Below are 23,005 nucleotides of genomic sequence, written 5' to 3'. Positions count from 1 at the left end.
AAAACCGTCGGATGAGGGTTTAGAGTTTCAGGAAGGAAAGTATGTTGCGGTGCTGCATGAAACCACCGCATGAACGTGTTCCGCGTGAATGAAAGGCATCGACTCGCTATGACAACCACTGAAGATTCGCTCGCCCAGGCTATCGACCAACCCGAGGCATACTTCATTCCGCTAGGGACGGTCACCGAAGGCGAGCTCAGCTACGAGCGCTTCATGCCCACTAGCTTCACTTATGGGGCGTGGGGGCCGTTTCAGCACGGTGCGCCGCCGTCGGCGCTGCTGACGCGCATGTTGGAGCGCCGCCGTCTGGAAAGCGAGGGGATGCGTATTACTCGCATCGCCGTGGATCTGTTGTCGGCTGTACCGTACACGGAGCTCCGCGCGCGCTCATGGGTCTCGCGCCCGGGGCGGCAAATCGCCAAGGTCGAAGCCGAATTGCTTGCCGACGTCAAGGGTGCCTGGCGGCCAGTTGCCACGGCGTCCGCATGGATGATGGCCACTGCGGATACGCGGGATATTGAGCGTGCATTCGACAAGCAGGTGCCCGGGCCCGAGGAATGCAGCGCCGAGTACATTCCGCTGACCGACGATTGGAGTGGAGGTTACATCGAATCAATTGAAGCCCGCGCAGGGGCGACGGAAGAGCTGGCCGAGACACAGATTCACTGGGTTCGCGCGCAGTACCCAATCGTGCTCGGGGAGGAGCCGACTGCGGTGGAGCGAGTCATGCAGGTAGCTGATACCGCCAACGGTATCGGGGCCACGCTGAGCCCGCACCAGTGGGCGTTTATGAATACCGACTTAGTGGTTCACCTGCACCGACTCCCCCAGCTCGGCGCCTCGGAGAAGTTGGCGGAATCGGAGTTGCAGTCGGAAGACGGCGGCTGGGTGGGCATCGCCGCCCGCGGTTCCATTGGGCCGGACGGAATCGGCATGACCGCGGGCGAGCTCTACGATGTGCACGGCCCCATCGGCCGCAGTATGCAGACCTTGCTGGTGCGACCGCAGGGATAACGCGAAGCTACACGTTAAAGTACTTCGCTTCCGGGTGGTAGAGCACGAACGCATCGGTGGACTGCTCTGGGTGCAGCTGGAGCTCCTCAGAGAGCTCCACGCCGATGCGCTCCGGCTGCAGCAGGTCAATCATGCCCTGACGGAAGGTCAGATCCGGGCAGGAACCATAGCCGAAGGAGTAACGAGCGCCGCGGTACTTCAGGTCAAAGAAGTCCTGGGTATCGTCGGAGTCTTCCGCGCCAACACTTGTGCCGTCGGAGAACGCGAGCTCGGAGCGAATGCGCTGGTGCCAGTACTCGGCCAGCGCCTCGGTGAGCTGCACGCCGATACCGTGAACCTCCAGGTAGTCGCGGTATTCGTTCTTGGCGTAAATATCGTTGGCGAAGTCAGCGATGGGCTGTCCCATGGTCACCAGCTGGAACGGCATGACGTCGGTCTGTCCTGCGGCGATGGCATCTTCGCGCGAGCGAATGAAGTCAGCAATGCATAGGAAGCGACCACGCTGCTGGCGCGGGAAGGTCCAGGACACCACTGGCTCTGCCGCGGGGTCGGGCTGCTCCCCTTCCGCAGGTAGCGGCAGTACGTGTACGGTATCGCCCTCAGAAACTGCTGGGAAGTAGCCATAGACGACAGCCGCATGCTGGAGGATGTTCTCGGCGCGCAGGCGCTGCAGCCATGCGCGCAGGCGTGGACGACCATCGGATTCGACCAGTTCCTCGTAACTCGGCCCCTCGTCGCCGCGGGTGCCGCGCAGTCCCCACTGCCCCATGAACAGAGCGCGTTCGTCGAGGGTGGTCAGGTAGTCGTCGAGGGGCAGGCCCTTGACAATGCGGGTTCCCCAGAACGGCGGTGTCGCAACGGGGACATCTGCGGCGACATCGGAACGCTCCGGCACCTCGGGGGCTTCAGCAGCAGCCTTGGCGGCGCGCTGCGCGGCGATGCGCTTGGAGCGCTCACGGCGGGCGCGGCGAGCTTCCTTCTTTTCGCGGGCGGCAATGGCCTCAGGCGAATTCTCGTCTGGGCCGAGGCCCTTCTTAGCTGCCATCAGCTCGTCCATGATGCGCAGTCCTTCGAAGGCATCCCTGCCGTAGTAGACATCGCCGTGGTAGAGCTCGGACAGGTCGTCTTCCACGTAGCTACGCGTCAGCGCGGCGCCGCCGAGCAGTACTGGGAAGCGGGTGGCATCGCCGGCGGAGTTGATCTCCAGCAGGTTGTCCTTCATCACCACAGTGGACTTCACCAGCAGGCCGGACATGCCGATGGCGTCGACATCCAGTTCCTTGGCGGCGGACAGAATCGTAGCGATCGGCTGCTTAATGCCCAGGTTATGCACGGTGTAGCCGTTGTTGGAGAGAATAATCTCCACCAGGTTCTTGCCGATGTCGTGGACATCGCCCTTCACCGTGGCCAGCACAATCGAACCCTTGGAGCCCGTGGCATCCTCGGCATCCATAAAGCCCTCGAGGTAGCCCACCGCGGCCTTCATCGTCTCGGCCGACTGCAGCACGAATGGCAGCTGCATCTGGCCGGAACCGAACAGGTCACCAACGGTCTGCATGCCACGCAGCAGGTCCTCGTTAACAATCGCCAGCGGTTCCTTTTCCTTCATGCCCTCATCGAGGTCAGCCTCGATACCCGTGCGCTCACCGTCGATGATGCGCTGCGCCAGGCGGTCGAACAGCGGCATGGCGGCAAGCTTTTCGGCCCGGGCGTCCTTCGCGTCAGCGGCGGAGACTCCTTCAAAGAGCTCCATGAATACCTGCAGTGGGTCGTACTCCCCGTCGGGGTGTCCCGCTTCACGACGGCGGTCGTACACCATATCGAGAGCGACTTCGCGCTGCTTGTTGTCAATCTTGTTCATCGGCAAGATCTTGGAGCTGTGGGCAATGGCGGAGTCCAGGCCGGCCTCGATGCACTCGTTGAGGAACACCGAGTTGAGTACCTGGCGAGCCGCCGGGTTCAGACCGAAGGAAATGTTGGACAGACCGAGCGTGGTGTGCACGTTCGGGTGGCGACGCTTAAGCTCGCGGATGGCTTCGATGGTTTCGATGCCGTCGCGGCGAGTTTCCTCCTGGCCAGTGGAAATCGGGAAAGTCAGACAGTCGACAATAATGTCCTGCTCGCGCAGTCCCCACGTGCCGGTGATGTCGGCGATGAGACGCTCGGCGATCTCAATCTTCTTGTCCTTTGTACGCGCCTGACCTTCTTCGTCGATAGTCAAAGCGACCACGGCAGCACCGTGCTCAACAACCTGGCGCATAATGCGCTGGTAACGCGAGTCCGGGCCATCGCCGTCTTCAAAGTTCACAGAGTTGACCGCGCAGCGACCACCGAGGTGCTCCAGGCCAGTCTTCAAAACCTCCGGTTCCGTGGAGTCCAGCATGACCGGCAACGTCACCGAGGTGGCGATCTGCGATGCCAGGGTTGCCATGTCATCGCGACCGTCGCGCCCCACGTAGTCCACACACAGGTCAATCATGTGTGCGCCATCGGTGACCTGACCGCGGGCGGTGTTAAGGCACTTCTCCCAATCGCCGGCCAGCATGGCCTCGCGGAAAGCCTTGGAACCGTTGGCGTTGGTGCGCTCACCAATCATGGTGATGCCGGTTGTCTGCGTCAGCGGGGCTGCCGAGTACAGAGAAGCGACCTCATCGATTGGCTTTGCATCCGGATCCGTCGATGGGCGTGCTGCCTGAACAGCAGGGCCCTGCTCAGCGTAAGCGCCTGCACCGGTAATAGCATCGCGAACAGCGGAAACATGCTCCGGTGTGGTACCACAGCAGCCACCGACCATCGCCAGGCCAAACTCTTCAACAAAGCCGCGCAGCGCTGTGGCCAGCTCTGGGGCGGTCAGCGGGTAGGTCGCACCGTTCTTACCCAGCACTGGCAGACCCGCATTCGGCATTACCGATACCGGGATGGAGGCGAAATTGGACAGGTAGCGTAGGTGCTCGCTCATCTCGTCCGGACCCGTTGCACAGTTCAGGCCAATCATGTCGATACCCAGCGGCTGCAGCGCTGCCAGGGCTGCACCAATCTCCGAGCCCATCAGCATGGTGCCTGTGGTCTCGACAGTCACGTGGACGACAATCGGAATCTTCTTCTCAGCCTGTCGCATGGCGGCCTTGACGCCATTGACTGCTGCCTTGACCTGCAGCAAGTCTTGACAGGTCTCAATCAAAAACGCATCCGCGCCACCGGAAATCATGCCGAGTCCGGCCTCCGTGTAAGCGTCGCGAAGCTGAGCGTACGGAGCGTGCCCCAAAGACGGCAGCTTCGTGCCCGGGCCCAGCGAACCGAGGACAAAGCGTCGCATACCCTCGCGCCCCGGCCCCATTTCGTCAGCGACCTTGCGGGCGATTGCGGTGCCCTTGTGCGCTAGCTCCTGAATACGGTCTTCAATGTCGTAATCCGCGAGGTTCGGGAAGTTGCAGCCGAAGGTATTGGTTTCCACCAGGTCGGCGCCGGCCTCGAAATAACGCCGGTGAATCGTCTCGATGATGTCGGGACGAGTGTCATTGAGAATCTCATTACAGCCCTCGTAGCCGAGGAAGTCCGCGTCAACGTCGAGGTCAAAAGACTGCAGCTGGGTACCCATGGCGCCATCGCCAATGAGTACACGGCTGTGCAGTGCGGTGAGGAACTCGGAAGAGTGGCGATCAGTCATGAATAGACACCTTAGTCTACTTTCATAACCGCGCCGTTAATCGGGCTGGTTATTCCATCTCAAAGTAGCTTTCCGCCTTCACCGCAGGCAGGTCCAAACCGACAGCCTTCGTTGCGGAATTGATAATCGCGAGAATCTCGTCGAGCTCCTCATCAAAAATCGAGCCACCGTGCTCATGCTCAATCGCAGCCACGCGCTGTAGGCAGTTCTCTACCGCCTGCGTTGCGGCTTCTTCTCGCTTATCGACGGCCAGTTCCGCCGCCTGATCAATACCAGCGGCGGCCTCACGGAGGGCTTCCCCGACCTGGTCGGCTACCGATTCGTCAAAAAGTGGCTCCCAGAACTCGCGTTCCTCGGGCTGCAGGTAGCTGCCGGTGGCAAACATGCGCAAATCGGCAACTAGCTTATCGATGTTCTCTTGCGTTACTTCGACAGCAGACAGATCTGAGTTGCTCATGCTCAAATTTTAACGCCAAGCAGCGCGTCCAGCGCGGCGGCAACGAATTCTCCGGCACCCGCTGCGCCGGTTACTGTGCCAGCATCTGCCTTGTTGCTGGTATCCGAGGACCACTCCGCAGCCCAGGCATCGATAGCGGCCAGAGCAGCCGGCGTATCCAGGTCATTGGCCAGGCTTGCGCGCACATCGGCAACCAGTGCCGCTGCTGCGCTCACAGCCTTCTCATCGGTGGCAGTCTTTGTAGCTGCGCAAGCCGCACGCCAGGCCTCGTGACGTGCCTTGGCCGCCTCCAGCACCTCGTCCGACCAATCGCGATCAGAGCGGTAATGGCTGGCGAACACGCCAATGCGAATAGCACTCGGGTCGACGCCGGCGGCCACCAGCTTGGAGACAAACACCAGGTTGCCCAGCGACTTGGACATCTTCACGCCATCGAGCGCAATCATGCCAGCGTGAACATAATGGCTGGCCATCCGTGCACAGCCAGTAGCGGCCTCGGCATGAGCCGCCGAGAACTCATGGTGTGGGAAAGCCAGGTCCGAGCCACCGCCCTGAATGTCGAAGCTCTTACCCAAGCGGTTGGTGGCAATCGCCGAGCACTCAATGTGCCAACCCGGCCGGCCCGCACCAAAAGGAGCCTCCCAGCTTGGCTCCCCGGGGCGAGCGGCACGCCACACCAGCGCGTCCAGTGGGGCCTCCTTGCCCGGGCGATCCGGGTCGCCACCGCGCTCCGCAAAGAACTCCGCCATCTGCTCTGCCGAGTAATTGGACTCGTAACCAAAGTTCTCAGTGGCACTCTTGCGGAAGTACACATCCGGGTACTCGTCATCGGTGAGCTGGTAGGCCGAGCCATTCTCCAGCAGCTTCTCGACCATTTCCACGACCTCGCCCACGGACTCAATGGCGCCGATATAGTCGCGCGGTGGAATCACCGACAGGTTTTCCATATCCGAGCGAAACAAATCAATCTGCGAGGTGCCCAGCTCGCGCCAGTCCACCCCATCGCGCTCCGCACGTTCGAACAACGGGTCATCGACATCGGTGATGTTCTGCACGTAATGCACCGAGTGTCCATTGTCCAGCAGCTGACGGTAAATCAGATCAAAGGTGAGGTAGGTTGCTGCGTGCCCCAGGTGCGTGGCGTCATAGGGTGTGATGCCACACACGTACATGGTCGCCTCCGGTCCCGCTTCCACCTGGGAGACCTTCTGATCCGCGGTGTCGTAGAGGCGTAGGGGTACCGATGTTGAGCTTTCGTCGTCAAGCGAATGCGCCTTACCTGTATTGCTGGCGCGGTTGAACACATCGAAGCGCGCATCGCCGAGACTGGGAACCTGTGGTTGGGGCCACGAATGCATTAAATACTCACTACCTCACTAAACAGCGTTGATCGTGCCGAAGCCGAGCAACACCATAACAATCAAACCGACCGGGATGCGGTACGCGGCGAACCAAGCGAAGGAGTGGTTCGACACAAACTTCAGCAGCCATGCGATAGACGCATAGCCGACGACGAAGGCAATCAGCGTACCGATGGCCAATTGCGCACCACTAGCGGCCTGTCCCGCCGCAGGGTCAAACGCGTCTGGAAGCGAAAAAATTCCAGCAGCGAAAACAGCGGGGATAGCCAGCAGGAAGGAAAAGCGCGTTGCAACCTCTCGGTCCAAGTGCAAGAACAGGCCGGCAGACACCGTACCGCCCGAGCGCGACACACCCGGAATGAGCGCCAGGCACTGCGCGAAACCCATGACGATGGCATCTCGCATGGTCAGCTCTTCATAGTTGCGCTCACGACGGCCGAACTTCTCTGCGGCGATAAAGACAAAGGAGAAAAGCACCAACACAGCGGCTGTAATCCAGAGATTGCGCAGGTTGTCGCGGATGAGATCCTTCCCCAGCACGCCGATGATGGCAATCGGCAGTGTACCGACAATCACCATCCAGCCCATGCGGTAGTTGAAACCGCGTGCTTCCTTATTGAACAGGCCGGCAAACCAGCCAGTGAGGATCTGCCAGATGTCCTTGGCGAAGAACACCAGCACAGCCAATTCGGTGCCGAGCTGTACTACAGCGGTGAAGGATGCGCCGGCGTCCTGGCCCCACAGCAGCTCGGAGACAATCCGAAGGTGCCCCGAGGAACTCACCGGGAGAAATTCCGTCAGACCTTGCACTACGGACAGGATGATCGTCTGGGCCCAGGTCATACCGGTGCCGGCGGTATCGGCAGCGGTATCCGCTGAGGCGCTTAGTGTCGTCATGATAGTCACGGCTGTATAGGCTACTCGTCCGGTTTGTGTTGTGGCTATAGCGAGGTTTCGGTGCGGCGATAGCGAGACCTCTCCCGCGGAACTTTTCCCGCGACCGCACACGGGTGTCCTAAAGTAAAAATCGTGCAACAACGAATTCTGGGCAACAGCGGTTTACGCGTCTCCGCCTTGGGGCTGGGTACGGCCACCTGGGGTGCGGGTACCAGGCAAGACGAGGCCGGACGCATCCTGACGGACTTCCTCGACGCCGGAGGCAACCTTGTCGACGCTTCCCCACTCCACGGCGGCGACACTGTTGCCGACATGCTGGGTGCGGTCATCGCAAAGCGCGGCGTTGCCGACGAATTGGTGCTCTCGGTCGCATCTGGCATACACCCCGAGCGGCCCGTCGGCAGGCGCGTGGACTGCTCGCGTAAGACACTGCAAAAGGACCTCGACGATACGCTCGGACGCCTCGGCGTCGAACACATTGACCTGTGGTCGCCCGGCTACTGGGATGGGCTGACCCCACCGGAAGAGGTCGCCGATACCCTGGAATGGGCTGTGCGCACGGGGAAAGTACGTTACGCCGGAGTGCGTGGATACAGCGGTTGGCAGGCAGCGGTGACGCATGCCGCCGCGGATCGAATCGCTCCGGTGTTCGCACAGCATGAGTACTCGCTGCTCCAGCGAAGCCCTGAGGCAGAACTGCTGCCCGCCTGTGAGCATTTGGGGCTCGGCTTTATCGGTGGCGCCCCACTGGCCCAAGGTGTTTTGACCGCCAAATACCAGCACATCATTCCGGAGGACTCCCGCGCTGCTTCCGAACACGCCGACGCAGAGGTACAGGACTATCTCGACACACGCGGCGTCACGGTTGCAGGCGCGCTGACCACCGCAGCCAAGGGGCTCGGCGTCAGTGCTGCCGTCGCAGCGATTTCCTGGGCACGCGATCGGCCGGGCGTCACCTCGATTCTCGTTGGCGCTCGAGACCGCGCTCAGCTACGCGAAAACCTCACCTCCGAACAACTCACGCTGCCACCGCAGATTTGCAACGCGCTTGACGACGTCACGCTGTAATCAGTAACGGCAGTCTTCTAAAGACTTATAAGGCACAACGAATGCGAGAACCTCCCACGGCTGGAGGCGTCCACAGAGTAATCAGGCCGGGGTGGTAGTTTCTATAGCGTGAGTGAAAACAGTCGTCGACGTGTCATAACCTCCCTTCTAGCGGGGCTTTCCGCTAGCGCAGTGGTCCTGGCAGGGTGCTCCTCCGATGTGGAAGGAGACATCGATGCCGGAATGGGCAACGCCACGCCAGTGCCGGCCGCTTCACCCGCTGCTCCCGATACTGCTATCGGTAGAGCCAAGAAGATTGATGAGGACGTTACCGATGCCGTGTTGGTCGGCGACCGAGTTGTCCTGAAGGCCGGGGACAAGATCTTTGCCGGTCCGCTGAATAACCCAATTGAGCGATCAATGAAGCTGGACGCGAAGTGTGGTGAGCTCGCGCCGGGCGGCCCTAACGCTCTGCTGCCGTGTGAAGATGGCATCCACGTCATTACTGACCAGGCTACGGAAACGGCCGTTGTCGGCCGTGGCACCAACTACTCCGCCGCAGTTGGCCTGGAAGGCGGCCGCATCATCGGTGCCCATGCGGATAGCAATGTCGTCGATGTGTTCGGCGCTGATGGCGAGTTGGCCAGTGACTTCAAGGCTGCCAATAACGGGTCGCAGCTCGTTGAGATTCCCAAAGCGGACAATGACGCGGACGTCAAGCTGTTAGAGGTCAACCGTCCGGAGACTTCGGTGCATGAGCTCAAGCTCGATGAGTCCCGCGCTGGCTCTGCGCTGCGTGCGGGCATCGGCGTCGGCAAGGTAGCTTCCGGTGATCATGTCATTGCTGCCGCAGACACCAAGGGCAACCAGCTTCTTATTTACACTGCCACTGACGTCATTCGCCTCCACCAGGCAGCTCCGGCCCCGGAGGCTCCGTGGGCGGTAGCGGTCGATGAATCGCGCGGAATTGTCTGGGTGACTTCGACGAAGGTGAACAAGCTGACTGGCTACGACATCAGCTCGGGTACCCCAGTCAAGGTCGCGGACATCAACACGGTTGCAGATCCACAGTCGATTGTTGCCACCGAGGATGGCCAGATTGGCGTCTTCTCGGCTACCGGTGACGGGGCCCAGATTTTTGACTCCGCGGACGTCGATAAGGCAATTGCTGATTTCAAGCAGGATGCAGAGAAGATCCGTGAGGAGATGTCGGTTCGGGAACCAGCCGATAAACTACCGACCGGTGCAGGTGACACCAAGGGAGCAGACGACTCCGAGGGAGAGACTAAGTAGATGCCTTCGAAACTTCGCGCCAAGTCTTATCAACTCGCGCTAAAGGCAATGTTCCAGGTTCCACCGGAGCAGATTCACGAGGCCATCTCGAAGACCCTGAAGGGGCTGCAGAAGTCGGAGAGTCTACAGCGGGCGGTGAGCAAGCTACTCGTTGTTGACGATGCTGTGCTGCGTCAAACCGTGTTCGGTGTGGACTTCCCGCGTCCGCTGGGGCTCGCCGCGGGCTTCGACAAGGCTGCTATTGCCCCGGATTGCTGGGGGCCAATTGGTTTTGGCTACGCGGAACTGGGAACCGTGACTGCCAAGCCGCAGCCGGGCAACGATCGCCCGCGTCTGTTCCGTCTGAAGGAAGACCGCGCCATTTTGAACCGCATGGGTTTCAACAACCCCGGCGCCGCTGCTGTAGCGGAGAACTTGCGGGCGCGTCGCAGTGACGACGTCATCGGTATCAACATTGGTAAGACAAAGGTGACTCCGCTGGAAGAGGCCGTCGATGACTATCGAGAATCGGCTAGCCAGCTCGGCGGCTTGGCGGACTACGTTGTTGTTAACGTCTCCTCACCGAACACGCCGCGTCTGCGCGACCTTCAGGCAGTGGAGTCACTGCGCCCGATTCTGGCAGCGGTGACTGAGGAGACCGACTCGCCGGTGCTGGTCAAGATTGCTCCTGATCTCTCCGACGATGATGTCATCGCAGTTGCTGACTTGGCGGTTGACCTTGGGCTGGCAGGCATTGTGGCTACCAACACCACCATTTCTCGCGAGGGCCTGCGTACGCCCGCGGATGAGGTCGCGGAGATGGGGGCCGGTGGAGTCTCGGGTGCTCCTGTGGCAGCTCGGTCACTAGAGGTGCTGAAGCTGCTGCACGAGCGCGTCGGAGACAAACTAGTTCTCATCAGCGTCGGCGGCATTGAAACTGCTGAGCAGGCGTGGGAGCGGATTGCCAACGGCGCTTCCCTACTGCAGGGCTACACACCGTTGATTTATGGCGGTCCGGACTGGATTCGTGACATTCACCAAGGGTTGGCTCGCCAGATTCGAGCTCAGGGATTCTACTCCATTTCGGAGGCAGTCGGCTGTGGTCTGCCGTGGCGTGGTTAACTGCTGAAAGCGGTTGAGGCTTCCTAACCCAATAAACACGTGACCCCGGGGCCAGCTGCCATGAAGGCGCTGGCCCCGGGTTTTCTGTATGAGTAGCGCGCCCGGTCGGTAGTTGCCCGTGTGGGCGTCGTATCCTTACTCCCCGACGTTCTCCCACCACGGCGTGATGATGGCACGCGCAATCGAGTGGAAGTACAGATTGAAGCCAAGCACGGTCGGCGTCGCATCTCCCGGAACTTCAAGCTTCTCCACGTCGACCGCGTGCACCGCATACATGTAACGGTGTGGGGCATGCTGCGCCGGTGGGTTAGCTCCGTAGTGACCACGCATGCCCGAGTCGCCGACAAGCTGGATAGCGCCTTCTGGCAGCTTAGAGCCGTCTTCGGAGCCAGCTCCCTGTGGCAGACCCTTTTCGGTCGCTGGAATGTTGAAGACAGCCCAGTGCCAGAAGCCCGAAGCGGTCGGAGCATCCGGATCGAAGCAGGTCACGGCAATGGACTTAGTGCCCTCCGGCAGATTTGCCCAATCCAGTTGTGGGGAAACATTCGACGGAGCGCGGAATTCATCCGCAATCTTCTCGCCGTCCTTGATATCTGGCGAGGACAGCTCGAAGGTTGGCAAATCCTTCAGCGGTGCGTACGGATCTGGTCCCGGGAAAACCGGAGCATTTGCGGTGTCGTTGGAATTCGTAGTCATAACTACCAGTGTGCCTACTTTATGAGCGCGCTGCAGGGACTTCACAAGACTCCCTATCTGCAGGGCCTGATTCTCAGTGCGAATCCAAGGCGGATGCGGGGCTAACACCGCTGATGTAATTACACCCAGGTTTGGCGCGCTAATACCCTGCTGACCTGCCAATTTGTGTTTCATTATGTAGTCGGGATACAGTATCACAGGTCAGCACGGAAGTGCTTCCTACCCGGTCCGGGTGGCGGAATGGCAGACGCGCTAGCTTGAGGTGCTAGTGCCCTATTAACGGGCGTGGGGGTTCAAGTCCCCCTCCGGACACAAGATAAATCCCGAGAAACTGCAGCAAATGCAGCTCTCGGGATTTTTGCTTTATCTGTCGTACGGTACTGGCCTATTGCAGCGCCGAGGTCAAACGGAAAACAGAGTCCAGGTAGCGCTGGCGAAGGGGCCGGTCATTCCATTCCTCCTGTGTGAGCAGGAAAGATTTGTCACGGTACTCGTCGGCAAGCGTGATCAGTTTGTCCACGATGGAACCGGCGGCGGAAAGAAGCGTGATCTCGTAATTGAGGCCGAACGAGCGCATATCCAGATTGGAGGAGCCGAACATGGCCATGCGGTCGTCGATAACCATGAACTTGGAGTGCAGGACCGCAGGCGCCGGATAGCGGTAGATCTTCACGCCAGCGGTTAGCAGTGCCTGGTAGTAGGACTGCTGCGCGTGGTCGACCATGAACTGATCGGACTCTTCGTTGACGTAGAGCTGGACGTCGATGCCTCCATATGCGGCAGAGGTCAGCGCCATGAGCATGGATTCGTCGGGGACGAAGTACGGGCTGACGGCGATAATCCGCTCGTGTGCCTGGTAAATCATGTTATTGAAGACGCGCAGGTTCGGCTCCGTGCTGAAGCCCGGACCCGACGGCAGCACCTGGACAACGTTGTAGTTGTCGTTGACTTCGGTGTTGTGGAGTGAATAGTCCCTGGTGGCGTCTGGGGTCTTGTATAGCTCGCTGGTCCAATCAACCGCGAAAATTGCGTCGAAGGCCAGCGCAATATCGCCCTCGAGTTCAATCCAGGTGTCCACCCATCGGCGGCCGATCTTATGGTTCTTTTTCTTCTGATATTCGGGCTCAATCAAATTCTGCGAACCCATGAATACAATGTCGCCATCAATAACTACGAGCTTGCGGTGATTACGCAGATCCAGGCGGCGCCAGGTGAGCTTCAGCAAGCTCACGGGCAGCATTGGGTGCCAGGAGATTTGGGACTGGTCCAGGCGCTTTTTCAACTTGTAGTAGCCGGGGTACTTCCACGAACCAATTGGATCGACCAGTACCTTGACCTCTAGTCCCCTGTCTTGCGCGCGCTCGAGAGCCTGTATGAAAGGCTCCGTGCTGTCATCCAGTGCAAAGATGTAGGACTGCACGTGGATAGATTTCTGAGCCGCATCGATGGTCTCAATCATGCGGTCAATGGAGGCATTGAATTCGGTGAAAAGTCCCTTTTCTGCGCTGGCAATTGCCGGCATTCCCGTGAGCTGACGCGAGAGCTTGAATACGTTGACAACATCATCTTCTATCTCGGCATCATCCGGTACGTCGGGAAGATGCTCGGTACGTTCCGCAATGAGCTCCTGCGCCAGTGCCTGTACCTCGTGCCTACGGCCCGTGATTTGCTGCGAGCCCAGGAAGAGGAACAGAGGTAGGCCGATAAATGGAATCAGCAGAATCAGTAGCAGCCACGCCGTCGAAGCCGATGGGCTTCGGTTTTCCGGCACCCACCCAATCGCGATGAACTTAATCGTGTAGTCGAGTGCGAAAAATAGTACTTGCCACCACGTTAAGTCCTCCACCAGCCACGGGAAGGTGCCCATCAACCAATCCATGCAGATGATATTACTGAAGGAATTTTCAGTACTTTTGGTCGCTGCCCCTTAGGTGCACTCTTCCCCTTTTCGTGACAGCCTATTGTGACATCTGAAATTGAATACTGGTATCAATACGTAGTAAGGTTCAACTCATTGAACATAGTAAGTGTTTGGCATGTCGACTTCGAAAGGACTAACCCCTCCAAATGACTGAGAAGGCTCCTACGAGCACCGAGCTCGACGTTGCCACTAGCGTACTGAAGTTGATGGCAGACAAGACGCGTCTCTCCATCCTGTCGCTCCTTCGTGACGGGGAGATGACCGTCACCGCGATCGCTAGTACGCTCGATCGCCCCGTCCCCGCGATTTCTCAGCACCTGGCGAAGTTGCGCATGGCCAATATGGTGCAGACCCGCAAGGAGGGCACGTCTAGCTTCTACTCTCAGCCCGACGAGCACCTCACCAACCTCGTGGTCAACGCTCTCCACTTCGCCGAACACACGCTCTACAGCGATCCGCCCCATCACCGCGGTCAGTAGGCGCACACGGATACGCTCGCTTTACGACGAAACCCCGCGCCCTTCAGAACCTAGTTGGCGAGCCCGGGGTTCGATGCCCTTCCCTGGTCAAATGCCTCCATGATGCGCTGGGCGGCGAGCGTCGGTGTCAGCTGCCCCGAGCGGAGTTGTTTTTCCACCAGGGTGCTCTCTGTCTGCACAGCCTCATTGGTGTTGAGCCGCTGCAAGAGCGTTTCGTGCACCATGGACCACATCCACTTAATCTGCTGGTTAGCGCGGTTTTCATCAAAGAGATGATTCTCGTGCATAGCCGCGACATGGTCCTCGATGGCCTGCCAGAACTTGTCGATGCCGTCGTCCTCCAATGCCGACATAGTCAGTACCGGTGGCGTCCAGACTTGGTCTGAGGAGCGAACCATCTTCATGGCCGTCATCAGATCACGCGCAGCGCGCTTTGCCGGACGCAAGTTCTTACCATCCGCCTTGTTGATAGAAATCACGTCGGCCATCTCCAGCACACCCTTCTTGATGCCCTGGAGTTGGTCACCGGCGCCGGCGAGTGCCAGAAACGCAAACGTATCCACCATCTGGGCCACCGCGACCTCGGACTGGCCGACGCCGACAGTTTCGACGATGACAATGTCGTAGCCTGCGGCCTCGAGCACCACCATGGCCTCACGCGTTGCCTTGGCGACACCACCGAGCGTGCCCGCAGAGGGCGACGGACGGATGAAGGCCTCATCCGCGGCCGAGAGCCGGGACATACGGGTCTTGTCGCCCAGAATCGAGCCACCGGACTTCGTCGACGACGGGTCGATGGCCAGCACCGCAACGCGGTGGCCTTCCTCGATCAGCTTTAGCCCGAGGGTTTCAATCGTGGTTGATTTACCGACGCCGGGGACGCCGGTAAGTCCGACGCGCATGGCCTTGCCGGAAAATGGCAGCAACTTCACCAGTAGTTCCTGAGCCAGCACCTTATGCGCTGGAGCAGTCGACTCCAGCAGCGTGATTGCCCGAGCCAACTTAGTGCGGTTTCCAGCCCGCACGCCCTCAAAGAGGTCGTCGACATCAATCCGTCGTCGCGCACGGCGGACGACTTCGGGGGCTACAGCGGTCTTTCCCTCAACGACCGTGCCAGCGGTAGTGACGAGGGTGCCCAGGTTTTCTTCAAGATACTCGTTCATCGCTACTTCTCAATTCCGACAACGCGCTGAGCTGAACAGTCAGCCCAGCGCGGATGCGGTAGTTATTTAGGACTCTTCGTCAACGGCAAGGTCGAGGCCCAGCTCGTTAGAGAGCTTGGTCATCATGTCGATTGCCGAATCAGCGATGACAGTGCCCGGCGGGTAAATAGCCGCGGCGCCGGCATCGTAGAGTTCCTGGAAGTCGCCCGGTGGGATAACACCACCGACAACAATCATGATGTCCTCACGACCCAGTTTTGCCAGCTCATCGCGCAGGGCAGGAACGAGCGTCAGGTGTCCGGCGGCCAGCGAAGAAACACCGACGACGTGGACATCCGAGTCGACTGCCGACTTGGCGGCCTCCTCCGGAGTTTGGAACAGCGGTCCCACGTCAACGTCCATGCCGAGGTCCGCGTAGGCGGACGCGATGACCTTCTGGCCACGGTCGTGACCATCCTGGCCCATCTTGGCCAGGAAGATACGGGGACGGCGACCTTCCTGCTCTTCGAACTTATCGGCCATGGCGATGGCCTTGGAGACGTTGGACACGGCTCCCTCCTTGCCAACTTCGTCCTTGTAGACGCCGGAGAGAGTACGGATCTCGGCCTGATGGCGGCCAAAGACCTCTTCCATGGCGTCGGAGATTTCACCGATGGAGGCCATGGCGCGAGCACAGTCGACAGCGAGCTTCAAAAGGTTCTTGTCCAGGTCCCCCGGTTCACCCGGGTTACGGCAAGCGTCGGTCAGAGCGGCCAGTGCCTTCTGAACCTCTTCCTCGTCGCGCTCGGCGCGCAGGCGAGCCAGCTTGTCAATCTGCTCCTGGCGCACGCGGGAGTTCTCAACCTTGAGAACCTCGATGGCCTCGTCCTCTTCGACCTGGTACTTATTCACGCCGATGAGAGCCTGACGACCCGAGTCAATACGGGCCTGCGTACGAGCTGCAGCCTCTTCAATACGCAGCTTCGGAATGCCCTCGATGGTGGCCTGTGCCATACCGCCGGCCTCTTCGACCTCGTCGATGTGCTGGCGTGCACGCTTGACCAGCTCATTAGTCAGCCACTCGATGTAGTAGGAACCAGCCCACGGATCAACCGGACGCGTGGTGTTGGACTCCTGCTGAAGCAGCAGCTGAGTGTTACGAGCAATACGGGCTGAGAAGTCAGTCGGCAGTGCCAGAGCCTCGTCCAGTGCGTTGGTGTGCAGCGACTGGGTGTGGCCCTGTGTTGCGGCCATAGCCTCAACAGCAGTACGCGCGACGTTGTTGTAGACATCCTGAGCGGTCAGCGACCAACCAGAGGTCTGCGAGTGAGTACGCAGGGACTGGGACTTCGGGTTCTTCGGGCCAAACTTGCCAACCAGCTCGGACCAGAGGATGCGGCCTGCACGCAGCTTGGCGATCTCGGTGAAGGTGTTCATCGAGATGCCCCAGAAGAAGGACAGACGCGGAGCGAACTTATCAACTTCCAGGCCAGCGTCAATACCGGCCCGCAGGTACTCGATGCCGTCGGCAAGCGTGTAAGCGAGCTCAAGGTCGGCCGTCGCGCCCGCTTCCTGAATGTGGTAGCCGGAAATCGAAATCGAGTTGAACTTCGGCATCTTTGCCGAGGTGTACTCGAAGATCGAGGAGATGATTCGCATCGAAGGCTTCGGCGGGTAGATGTACGTGTTACGAACCATGAACTCCTTGAGAATGTCGTTCTGGATCGTACCGCGCAGCTGCTCGGTCGAAACGCCCTGCTCTTCAGCGGTGACAATGTAGAAGGCCAGAATCGGCAGCACAGCGCCGTTCATGGTCATAGACACCGAGACGCCGCCCAGGTCAATGCCCTGGAAGAGCTCACGCATGTCGTAAATCGAGTCAATTGCCACGCCGGCCATACCGACGTCGCCGGACACACGCGGGTTGTCCGAGTCGTAGCCACGGTGGGTAGCCAGGTCGAAAGCGACCGAAAGGCCCTTCTGGCCGGCCGCGAGGTTGCGGCGGTAGAAGGCATTGGACTCAGCTGCGGTGGAGAAGCCAGCGTACTGGCGAATAGTCCACGGTTGGTTGGTGTACATGGTCGGGTACGGCCCGCGCATGAATGGGGCGATACCCGGGAAAGAATCTACCGGGTGGCCCTCGGCAGCAGCGGCGTCGCGGTCAGCGCGATCGTAGACGCGCTTGACATCGATGCCCTCTGGAATGGTCCACACTTCACCAGCTTCCGCGGCAGCTGCCTTGTTGGTGGCAGCGGCTGCGTCGTCGGTGTTGCGGGAGATGTCAGCGAAATTTGGGATGGTGGTCATTACTTCCTTCACGCTCCCAGTTCGTTCAGCAGTCGGGACAGCTCCGCGACAGCATCGATGGTCATGTTCAGGTATCCGTCGGGGCGAGCGTCCTCAGCGGCATTGGCGAAGCTCTTCTCGGAGCCGGCCACCAAGACCTCCTTAGCGCCGGCGGCGCGGGCGGCCTTGACAGCGTCCTGGCCCGAGGCCTCGTACTCGCTGTCGGCTGCGCACAGCACGACAATCGGAGAGGCCTTCACTGCCTCTTCGAAACCTGCCTCGCCCGGCACAACCTGGCCGGGGTTGGCGACGGCGATACCGCCGGAAGCCAGCAGGTTGGAGGTAAAACCAGTGCGGATGTTGTGCTTGGCCAGCGGACCCAGCGGCAGCATGGCAATCAGCGGACGGTTGCCCTTTTCAGCCAGGAAGTCATCGGAGCGGTTGCGCAGCGCCTCGAAGTCGCTGGCCCAACGGCGAATCGGGTCGCCCTCCGGGCGGGCCTCAGGAGCCAGTGGGGCCTCAGCCAGGTTCGGGAACTCGTTGATGGCGGTGACCTTGGTGCGGCGGTGTGCGATGTCGGCGCGGCGCTTTTCCCAGGTAGCGTCCAGGGCGGCGCGAATATCGGCCTCCGCGGAGGCGAAACCGCCGCCGGCCTCAGTGCCGGTAAAGATCTCCCATGCCTTGTCGGCCATTTCTTCGGTCAGGTCTTCGACGAAGTAGGAGCCACCTGCTGGGTCGGCGACGTAACCAAGGTGAGACTCTTCCAGCAGCAACAGATTGGTGTTGCGAGCGATGCGAGCCTTGAAAGTCTTGGAGACGTTCGGCATGCCGCCGACAACTGCGTAATCAAACGGCAGAACCTCAACTGAGGAGGCACCGCCGACACCTGCGGCGAAGGAGGCGACAGTCACACGCAGCATGTTGACCCACGGATCGCGCTGGCTGAACATGACCGGGGCTGTCACGGCGTGCATCGGAGCGCGGCCAGCTTCAGGGGCGCCGATAACCTCAGCAACGCGGGCCCAGAGAACGCGAGCGGCGCGGAACTTCGCAATGGTGTCGAACTGGTCGTCGGTAGCGGCAAAGCGGAAAGCGATCTGGCCGAGGGCTTCTTCAGCGCTCAAGCCCGCGTCGGTCAGCGCACGCAAGTAGGCGACACCAACGGCGAGACTGTAGCCAATCTCCTGGATGTTGTTTGCACCCAGGTTGGAGAAAACAACGCCGTCGACAAGCAGGGCACGGACGTCGCCCGGCTGCTTAGCCGCCTTGACGGCCAGCTGCGTGGCCTCGTCGAGAGAAATATCGTCAATACCGGCAAAAGCGGAGGTCAGCGGAGCCGCGGAAAGCTCGACTGCGACGGCGTCCGGATTAGTCGGGTTTGCCTGCTCGATGTAGGACGTCAGTGCTTCCGCAACCTGCGCAGTCTTCTTACCGGCATGCACGGCAATCGGAGCAAGGTCGACGTAGACGTTGTTGAGCAGAGCCGGTACATCAGCGGCTTCGAGGGAGCCGGTGAAGTCCAGGCAGATGTCCGTGGTGCCGTTTTCCAGGGCAGTCAGCAGAGTCTCGTTGACGGCCTTTGGGTCAAGTGCATCCTCACCTGGGTACTGGCGACCGAAGGTTTCCCGAACGCCCCAACCGTTGGTGTTGTCCGAAGTGACTTTTGCGCCACGGACGAATGGGAACTGGCCCGGAGCTGGGCTTTCCGCGAGCTCGTCCGCGCGGGTGTAGAGCGGGCGGACATCCACACCGTCATAGGTGGTCTGGATCAGTCGTTTCCAAATATCGAGCGGTACATCTGCAACGTCTTGCTTGTGCACCCGCGCGAATACCTTGGCCACGCCCTGATACCAGGAATTCTGCAATTCCTCGAAGTTTGGTGGCAGCGTGGAAGGTGATTCGGGGGTCGTTCGGTCAGTCACGACAGACCTTCTCCCTTACATGTTCTAAGCAACGCCCCTATCAATCCACGGCCGAGGAAATTCGGCTGCGACAATTTCCGAATTCTCCGCGACGGAAAGGGATCTAAAGGCGTTGGCTTCCTCCAATAGTCAATAAGAGCCACTAGTCAGACGCTAAGACTCACCCGAGTGTCCGTGCACTGAACTTTTCAGCTACTTGTGCAATACCCTTACGTTCGGTTTGTGCTGACGGGCACGTCAAGTGCTCGAGCCAAGGCATAGTGACCTTGATTCCCATCCTAGTGAAATAATGGGCAAACGCCTTTAGCCGCTGACTACCCCTCCTCGCAGAGCCTCCAACGCGCAGGTCACACGCTTCCCCGCAATCCCCGGTAACCTCAAATGGGTGAACGTATCCGATGTGCGAATTACCCCTACACTCAAAAAGGTTCTGCTGGTGCTAGCCGTAGGTGTGGGGGTCGTCGTCACGCTGTACGTCGATGTTCCCACGGTCGCTACCATCCGGCAGTGGTCCATCGATGCCGGTGACTGGTTCCCGCTCCTCTACTTCCTCGCATACGTTGCACTGACTCAGTTCCCAATCCCCCGCACCGTATTCACTTTGGCTTCCGGAATCCTCTTCGGGCCAGTGCTCGGTTTCCTGCTGGCAATTACTGCGACGACGGTTTCTGCCCTTCTCTCCCTATGCATTGTGCGGTTTTTGGGGCGCGATTGGTTTCGCACGCACCTGACCAACCGCCGTCTTCTCAGTCTCGACCATCGGTTGGAGCAACGCGGCTGGCTCACAGTGCTCAGCTTGCGCATGATTGCTGGCGTGCCATTTTCGTTTCTCAACTACGCCTGTGGGCTGTCGTCGATACGCATCGTGCCGTATATCATCGCCACTGCCCTAGGTTCGGCGCCGAACACACTCGCCGTCGTTCTGCTTGGCGACGCGCTGTTGGTCGGCTTCGACGTGCGCTTTGCGGTGGCCACGGGAATTCTGCTCGTGCTTGGTTTGCTGGGACTTCTTGCGGACGCCAAGTTCCCTGTCGTAACCGGTTCTTCGAAACGTTAAAACACCGCTTGGCGCTCTTGAGCTAGGCGTGAGTTTTTCGGCGAGCTGGTGTTGGTTGCCTGTGAGTTTGCGGAGCGAAGGAACGTGTCTTAGCCCAACTGTCAAGGGGTGGGGCTAGACTAGAGCGTATGTACTCAGTCTTTGCCAGGTATCGCGGTCGATCTACTCGCAGGGCAGATCACGTTCAGGCCTCTGCGCAGGCACTTTCCGGCCTGGAAGGCGTAGGAACTGTTGAGGTTGCAGGTATCGAAGAGCTTCGCGCAGCTCCTGAAAATGCTGTGGGAGTCACCACGCTTGTGCTGGCGCTATTGGCCGCAGGTGACTGGGCGATAGGTATCGGTGTTTGTCCTCAGGACGACATTGAGCAAGCGCATCTGGCATCGAGCTCAGTCGTCGGTAAGGGAGGCAGAGCCGGTACGGTAAAAACCCGCATTCGGACTAACGATCCGCGTGGTAAGGACTACTCGGAGGATATTGGTGCAGCATTCACATTGCTGCACCACGTTATCTCTCGCAGGTCCCCCGAAGGGCGCGAGGCAACTGGTTTGGTTCGCGCTGGTTATTCACAGGTAGAGGCCGCGGAAGAATTGGGAGTTTCTAAGCAGGCCGTCAATCAGCGCCTCGCTGCAGCTGGCTGGCAGGCGGAGCTGGCCGGATGGAACCTGGCCGTCCACCTGCTTCAGCGAGCTGATGAGTTATAAAAACTTACTGCCCATTTTCCGGGGCGTAAGGGTCACGTGACCATCCAGAAAAATCTGGACGATCGGTGGAGTGCGCACCGCTGCCTGCATTGGTATTACCGGTGCCAGGAGCCGAGGGCAGGTCACGTTTGCCGGAAGGAACTGACGGCGCAGCGGGCGCAGCCGGTGTCGCAGGTTCAACCGCTGCCGGGCCGTTCTGGCCACCCAACTGTTCAGGCTGAGCGGGCTGAGCCGAATCAGCGCGGCGATTCTTCTTCCTCTCAGGGGTATTACCAGCTGCTGCAGCTACCGGATCATCAACCGGGCGGTTAGCGACCTCGTTCGCCGCGGCAACTGCACGAGCCAACTCCGGGTTAGTCGACATGTCGAACCAGTTCTCGTCGCGGCCCTGCTCAGCCTCTTCCTTGGTCTCTCGGCTCACGGCCGGAGGCTCGTAGCGGAAGATACCGTCGGCATCCTTCTTGCCGAAAGCCCTAGCGAAGCTCTCGAGACTGTCGCCGAACTGCGACGGAATCATCCAAACAGTATTGCCGTCCTTATTTGCCAGCTCAGGCAGCTTCTCCAGGTATTGCCAGGCAAGAATCTCAGGTGTCAACTGTGAAGCCTTAACAGCTGCGTTGACCTTCTGGATAGCGCGAGCATTACCCTGTGCCTCAAGGTAGGTAGCGGCGCGAGTACCCTCAGCGCGCAGAATGGTTGCCTGACGCTCAGCTTCAGCAGCCAGAATTGCTGCGTGCTTGTTACCTTCGGCGGCGAGAATCTGTGCCTGCTTACGGCCCTCAGCAGTTTTAATATCGGCTTCGCGGGTACCTTCCGCAGTCAGAATCATGGCGCGCTTCTCGCGATCGGCCTTCATCTGCTTTTCCATCGACTGCTGAATCGACGGTGGCGGCTCAATGGCCTTTAGCTCCACACGAGCGATACGAAGACCCCACTTGGCAGTGGCCTCGTCCAGCTCGCCGCGCAGACGGCGGTTGATGTAGTCACGGGAAGTCAGTGTCTCTTCCAGTGTCAGGCCACCCACGACGTCGCGAAGCGTTGCGGTGGTGATCTGTTCGACGCCGAAGATGTAGTCATCGATACCGTAAATTGCCCGATCCGGTTCATTGACCTGGAAGGTCACGACGGTATCGATAGCCACAGTCAGGTTGTCTTCGGTGATCACTGCCTGTGGCGGGAAGGTAACCATACGCTCACGGGTATCGACCTTCTCGCGCACTCGGTCAATGATCGGGATGATGAAGTTCAGGCCGCTGTTCAGTGTCTGCGTGTATCGTCCCAGTCGCTCTACGATTGCCGCTTCACCCTGAGGAACCAGGACAATCGCTTTGAGAACCAAGGTAACAACCACGAGAATGAAAACGACGAGGATGATAAAGCCTTCCATGGGATTCCCTCGTAGCTAGAAACTGTGTGGTCAGTTATTTAATGGTCAGTAACTAAGAGTGCTCCGAGCGCCCTTTAAGTGAGTTGGCTGCTCAGAGCAGCTTGTCCACTACTGCGGTATTGCCCGAAATCTCTACAATCGTGACTCTTTCCTTCGCATCGAAGGTCTGCGCAGTCAGAAGACTGCGCGCGCTCCACAACTCGCCATTGACCTTAATCAGACCCGCTGACGAGGAAACTGGCTCGATGACCTCAGCATGACGGCCCGCTAGCAGTTCCGGACGCGACTCCAGTTCGGCGGACTTGTCCGGTTTTGCCATCTTTTTGCGCAACACAGGGCGAACTGTCAGCACAAGTGCGGCGGACACAACGGCGAAGATAACCACTGATAGCCAAAGCGGCGCTCCAAGCTGGCTCGCACCGGACGCTGCCAGTGCACCACCTCCGAGCATTAACAGTGCTAAATCTCCGACTGCGAGTTCACCGAGAACCAGTAGGAGGCTTGCTCCGAGCCAAAGGAGAGGAATCACGCCCTCACCCTACCTACTTTGCAGAACAAATGTGGGGCGAGTGGAGCC

At 59.6% G+C, this 23,005-nt stretch carries 18 protein-coding genes and 1 tRNA gene; 8 read left to right on the top strand and 11 right to left on the bottom strand.

Features of this window, described 5'->3' with window-relative positions:
- The first annotated feature begins 108 nt into the window (after window positions 1–108).
- A complete protein-coding gene (locus ADM64_RS06010; RefSeq protein WP_049193529.1) occupies window positions 109–1,014 on the top strand; it encodes a thioesterase family protein in 906 nt (301 codons plus the stop codon).
- Between the two features lie 7 nt (window positions 1,015–1,021).
- Here ADM64_RS06010 and metH read toward each other — a convergent pair whose 3' ends face one another.
- The 4 genes from metH to ADM64_RS05990 are packed head-to-tail and all read right to left on the bottom strand — an operon-like array spanning window position 1,022 to window position 7,396.
- The gene (gene metH, locus ADM64_RS06005; protein ID WP_049193510.1) at window positions 1,022–4,681 is read right to left on the bottom strand and encodes a methionine synthase; all 3,660 of its coding nucleotides are present in this window, start codon (window positions 4,679–4,681) and stop codon (window positions 1,022–1,024) included.
- A gap of 49 nt (window positions 4,682–4,730) precedes the next feature.
- Window positions 4,731–5,138: a hypothetical protein gene (locus ADM64_RS06000; RefSeq protein WP_016422788.1), complete on the bottom strand. Its 408-nt coding sequence runs from the start codon at window positions 5,136–5,138 to the stop codon at window positions 4,731–4,733.
- Window positions 5,139–5,140: 2 nt separating this feature from the next.
- Window positions 5,141–6,496 (bottom strand): cysteine--1-D-myo-inosityl 2-amino-2-deoxy-alpha-D-glucopyranoside ligase, encoded by a 1,356-nt coding sequence (mshC, locus tag ADM64_RS05995; RefSeq protein ID WP_048734111.1) that lies wholly within the window; start codon window positions 6,494–6,496, stop codon window positions 5,141–5,143.
- 18 nt (window positions 6,497–6,514) lie between these two features.
- Entirely contained in the window at window positions 6,515–7,396 is an 882-nt protein-coding gene (locus tag ADM64_RS05990) for an undecaprenyl-diphosphate phosphatase (RefSeq protein WP_040361409.1), read from the bottom strand.
- A 132-nt stretch (window positions 7,397–7,528) separates the two neighbouring features.
- Between ADM64_RS05990 and ADM64_RS05985 the strand changes: the two genes are divergently transcribed.
- The 3 genes from ADM64_RS05985 to ADM64_RS05975 all read left to right on the top strand — a co-directional run bounded on the left by ADM64_RS05985 (window position 7,529) and on the right by ADM64_RS05975 (window position 10,837).
- Window positions 7,529–8,464, top strand: a complete 936-nt coding sequence (locus ADM64_RS05985; RefSeq protein WP_049193508.1) for an aldo/keto reductase — start codon at window positions 7,529–7,531, stop codon at window positions 8,462–8,464.
- 108 nt (window positions 8,465–8,572) lie between these two features.
- Window positions 8,573–9,736, top strand: a complete 1,164-nt coding sequence (locus ADM64_RS05980; RefSeq protein ID WP_187401166.1) for a hypothetical protein — start codon at window positions 8,573–8,575, stop codon at window positions 9,734–9,736.
- Entirely contained in the window at window positions 9,737–10,837 is a 1,101-nt protein-coding gene (locus ADM64_RS05975; protein ID WP_049193506.1) for a quinone-dependent dihydroorotate dehydrogenase, read from the top strand.
- A gap of 135 nt (window positions 10,838–10,972) precedes the next feature.
- Here the strand turns inward: ADM64_RS05975 and ADM64_RS05970 are convergent, their stop codons facing one another.
- Window positions 10,973–11,533 carry a YbhB/YbcL family Raf kinase inhibitor-like protein gene (locus ADM64_RS05970; protein ID WP_049193504.1) on the bottom strand — a complete coding sequence of 187 codons (561 nt, stop codon included), beginning with the start codon at window positions 11,531–11,533 and terminating at the stop codon, window positions 10,973–10,975.
- 226 nt (window positions 11,534–11,759) lie between these two features.
- On the opposite strand from ADM64_RS05970, the gene ADM64_RS05965 reads away from it, so the two are divergent.
- Window positions 11,760–11,845 (top strand) — tRNA-Leu (locus tag ADM64_RS05965).
- 73 nt (window positions 11,846–11,918) lie between these two features.
- On the opposite strand, the gene cls is transcribed toward ADM64_RS05965, so the two are convergent.
- Window positions 11,919–13,412 (bottom strand): cardiolipin synthase, encoded by a 1,494-nt coding sequence (gene cls, locus ADM64_RS05960; RefSeq protein ID WP_065428888.1) that lies wholly within the window; start codon window positions 13,410–13,412, stop codon window positions 11,919–11,921.
- A 188-nt stretch (window positions 13,413–13,600) separates the two neighbouring features.
- On the opposite strand from cls, the gene ADM64_RS05955 reads away from it, so the two are divergent.
- On the top strand, window positions 13,601–13,933 hold the full coding sequence (locus tag ADM64_RS05955) for an ArsR/SmtB family transcription factor (RefSeq protein WP_016422780.1): 333 nt from the start codon (window positions 13,601–13,603) through the stop codon (window positions 13,931–13,933).
- A 50-nt stretch (window positions 13,934–13,983) separates the two neighbouring features.
- On the opposite strand, the gene meaB is transcribed toward ADM64_RS05955, so the two are convergent.
- The 3 genes from meaB to ADM64_RS05940 form a co-directional block, all read right to left on the bottom strand.
- The gene (gene meaB / locus ADM64_RS05950; RefSeq protein WP_049193502.1) at window positions 13,984–15,096 is read right to left on the bottom strand and encodes a methylmalonyl Co-A mutase-associated GTPase MeaB; all 1,113 of its coding nucleotides are present in this window, start codon (window positions 15,094–15,096) and stop codon (window positions 13,984–13,986) included.
- Window positions 15,097–15,162: 66 nt separating this feature from the next.
- On the bottom strand, window positions 15,163–17,382 hold the full coding sequence (gene scpA, locus ADM64_RS05945; RefSeq protein ID WP_005510731.1) for a methylmalonyl-CoA mutase: 2,220 nt from the start codon (window positions 17,380–17,382) through the stop codon (window positions 15,163–15,165).
- An 8-nt stretch (window positions 17,383–17,390) separates the two neighbouring features.
- Window positions 17,391–19,283, bottom strand: coding sequence for a methylmalonyl-CoA mutase family protein (locus tag ADM64_RS05940; protein ID WP_049193500.1), 1,893 nt, complete (start codon window positions 19,281–19,283; stop codon window positions 17,391–17,393).
- Between the two features lie 385 nt (window positions 19,284–19,668).
- Here ADM64_RS05940 and ADM64_RS05935 point away from each other — a divergent pair, with 385 nt between their 5' ends.
- Together ADM64_RS05935 and ADM64_RS05930 are read left to right on the top strand one after the other, a co-directional pair.
- The gene (locus tag ADM64_RS05935; RefSeq protein WP_052317814.1) at window positions 19,669–20,340 is read left to right on the top strand and encodes a TVP38/TMEM64 family protein; all 672 of its coding nucleotides are present in this window, start codon (window positions 19,669–19,671) and stop codon (window positions 20,338–20,340) included.
- 128 nt (window positions 20,341–20,468) lie between these two features.
- Window positions 20,469–21,041, top strand: a complete 573-nt coding sequence (locus ADM64_RS05930) for a hypothetical protein (protein ID WP_049193497.1) — start codon at window positions 20,469–20,471, stop codon at window positions 21,039–21,041.
- 4 nt (window positions 21,042–21,045) lie between these two features.
- Here ADM64_RS05930 and ADM64_RS05925 read toward each other — a convergent pair whose 3' ends face one another.
- Both ADM64_RS05925 and ADM64_RS05920 read right to left on the bottom strand, forming a co-directional pair.
- Window positions 21,046–22,428 carry an SPFH domain-containing protein gene (locus ADM64_RS05925; RefSeq protein WP_049193495.1) on the bottom strand — a complete coding sequence of 461 codons (1,383 nt, stop codon included), beginning with the start codon at window positions 22,426–22,428 and terminating at the stop codon, window positions 21,046–21,048.
- Between the two features lie 91 nt (window positions 22,429–22,519).
- A complete protein-coding gene (locus ADM64_RS05920; RefSeq protein WP_042388696.1) occupies window positions 22,520–22,957 on the bottom strand; it encodes an NfeD family protein in 438 nt (145 codons plus the stop codon).
- Window positions 22,958–23,005 lie beyond the last annotated feature (48 nt).

This window comes from Corynebacterium sp. 401_CJEI, assembly GCF_001076435.1.
Taxonomy (GTDB): Bacteria; Actinomycetota; Actinomycetes; order Mycobacteriales; family Mycobacteriaceae; genus Corynebacterium; species Corynebacterium jeikeium_D.
This window is presented reverse-complemented; position numbering and strand designations above follow the sequence as displayed.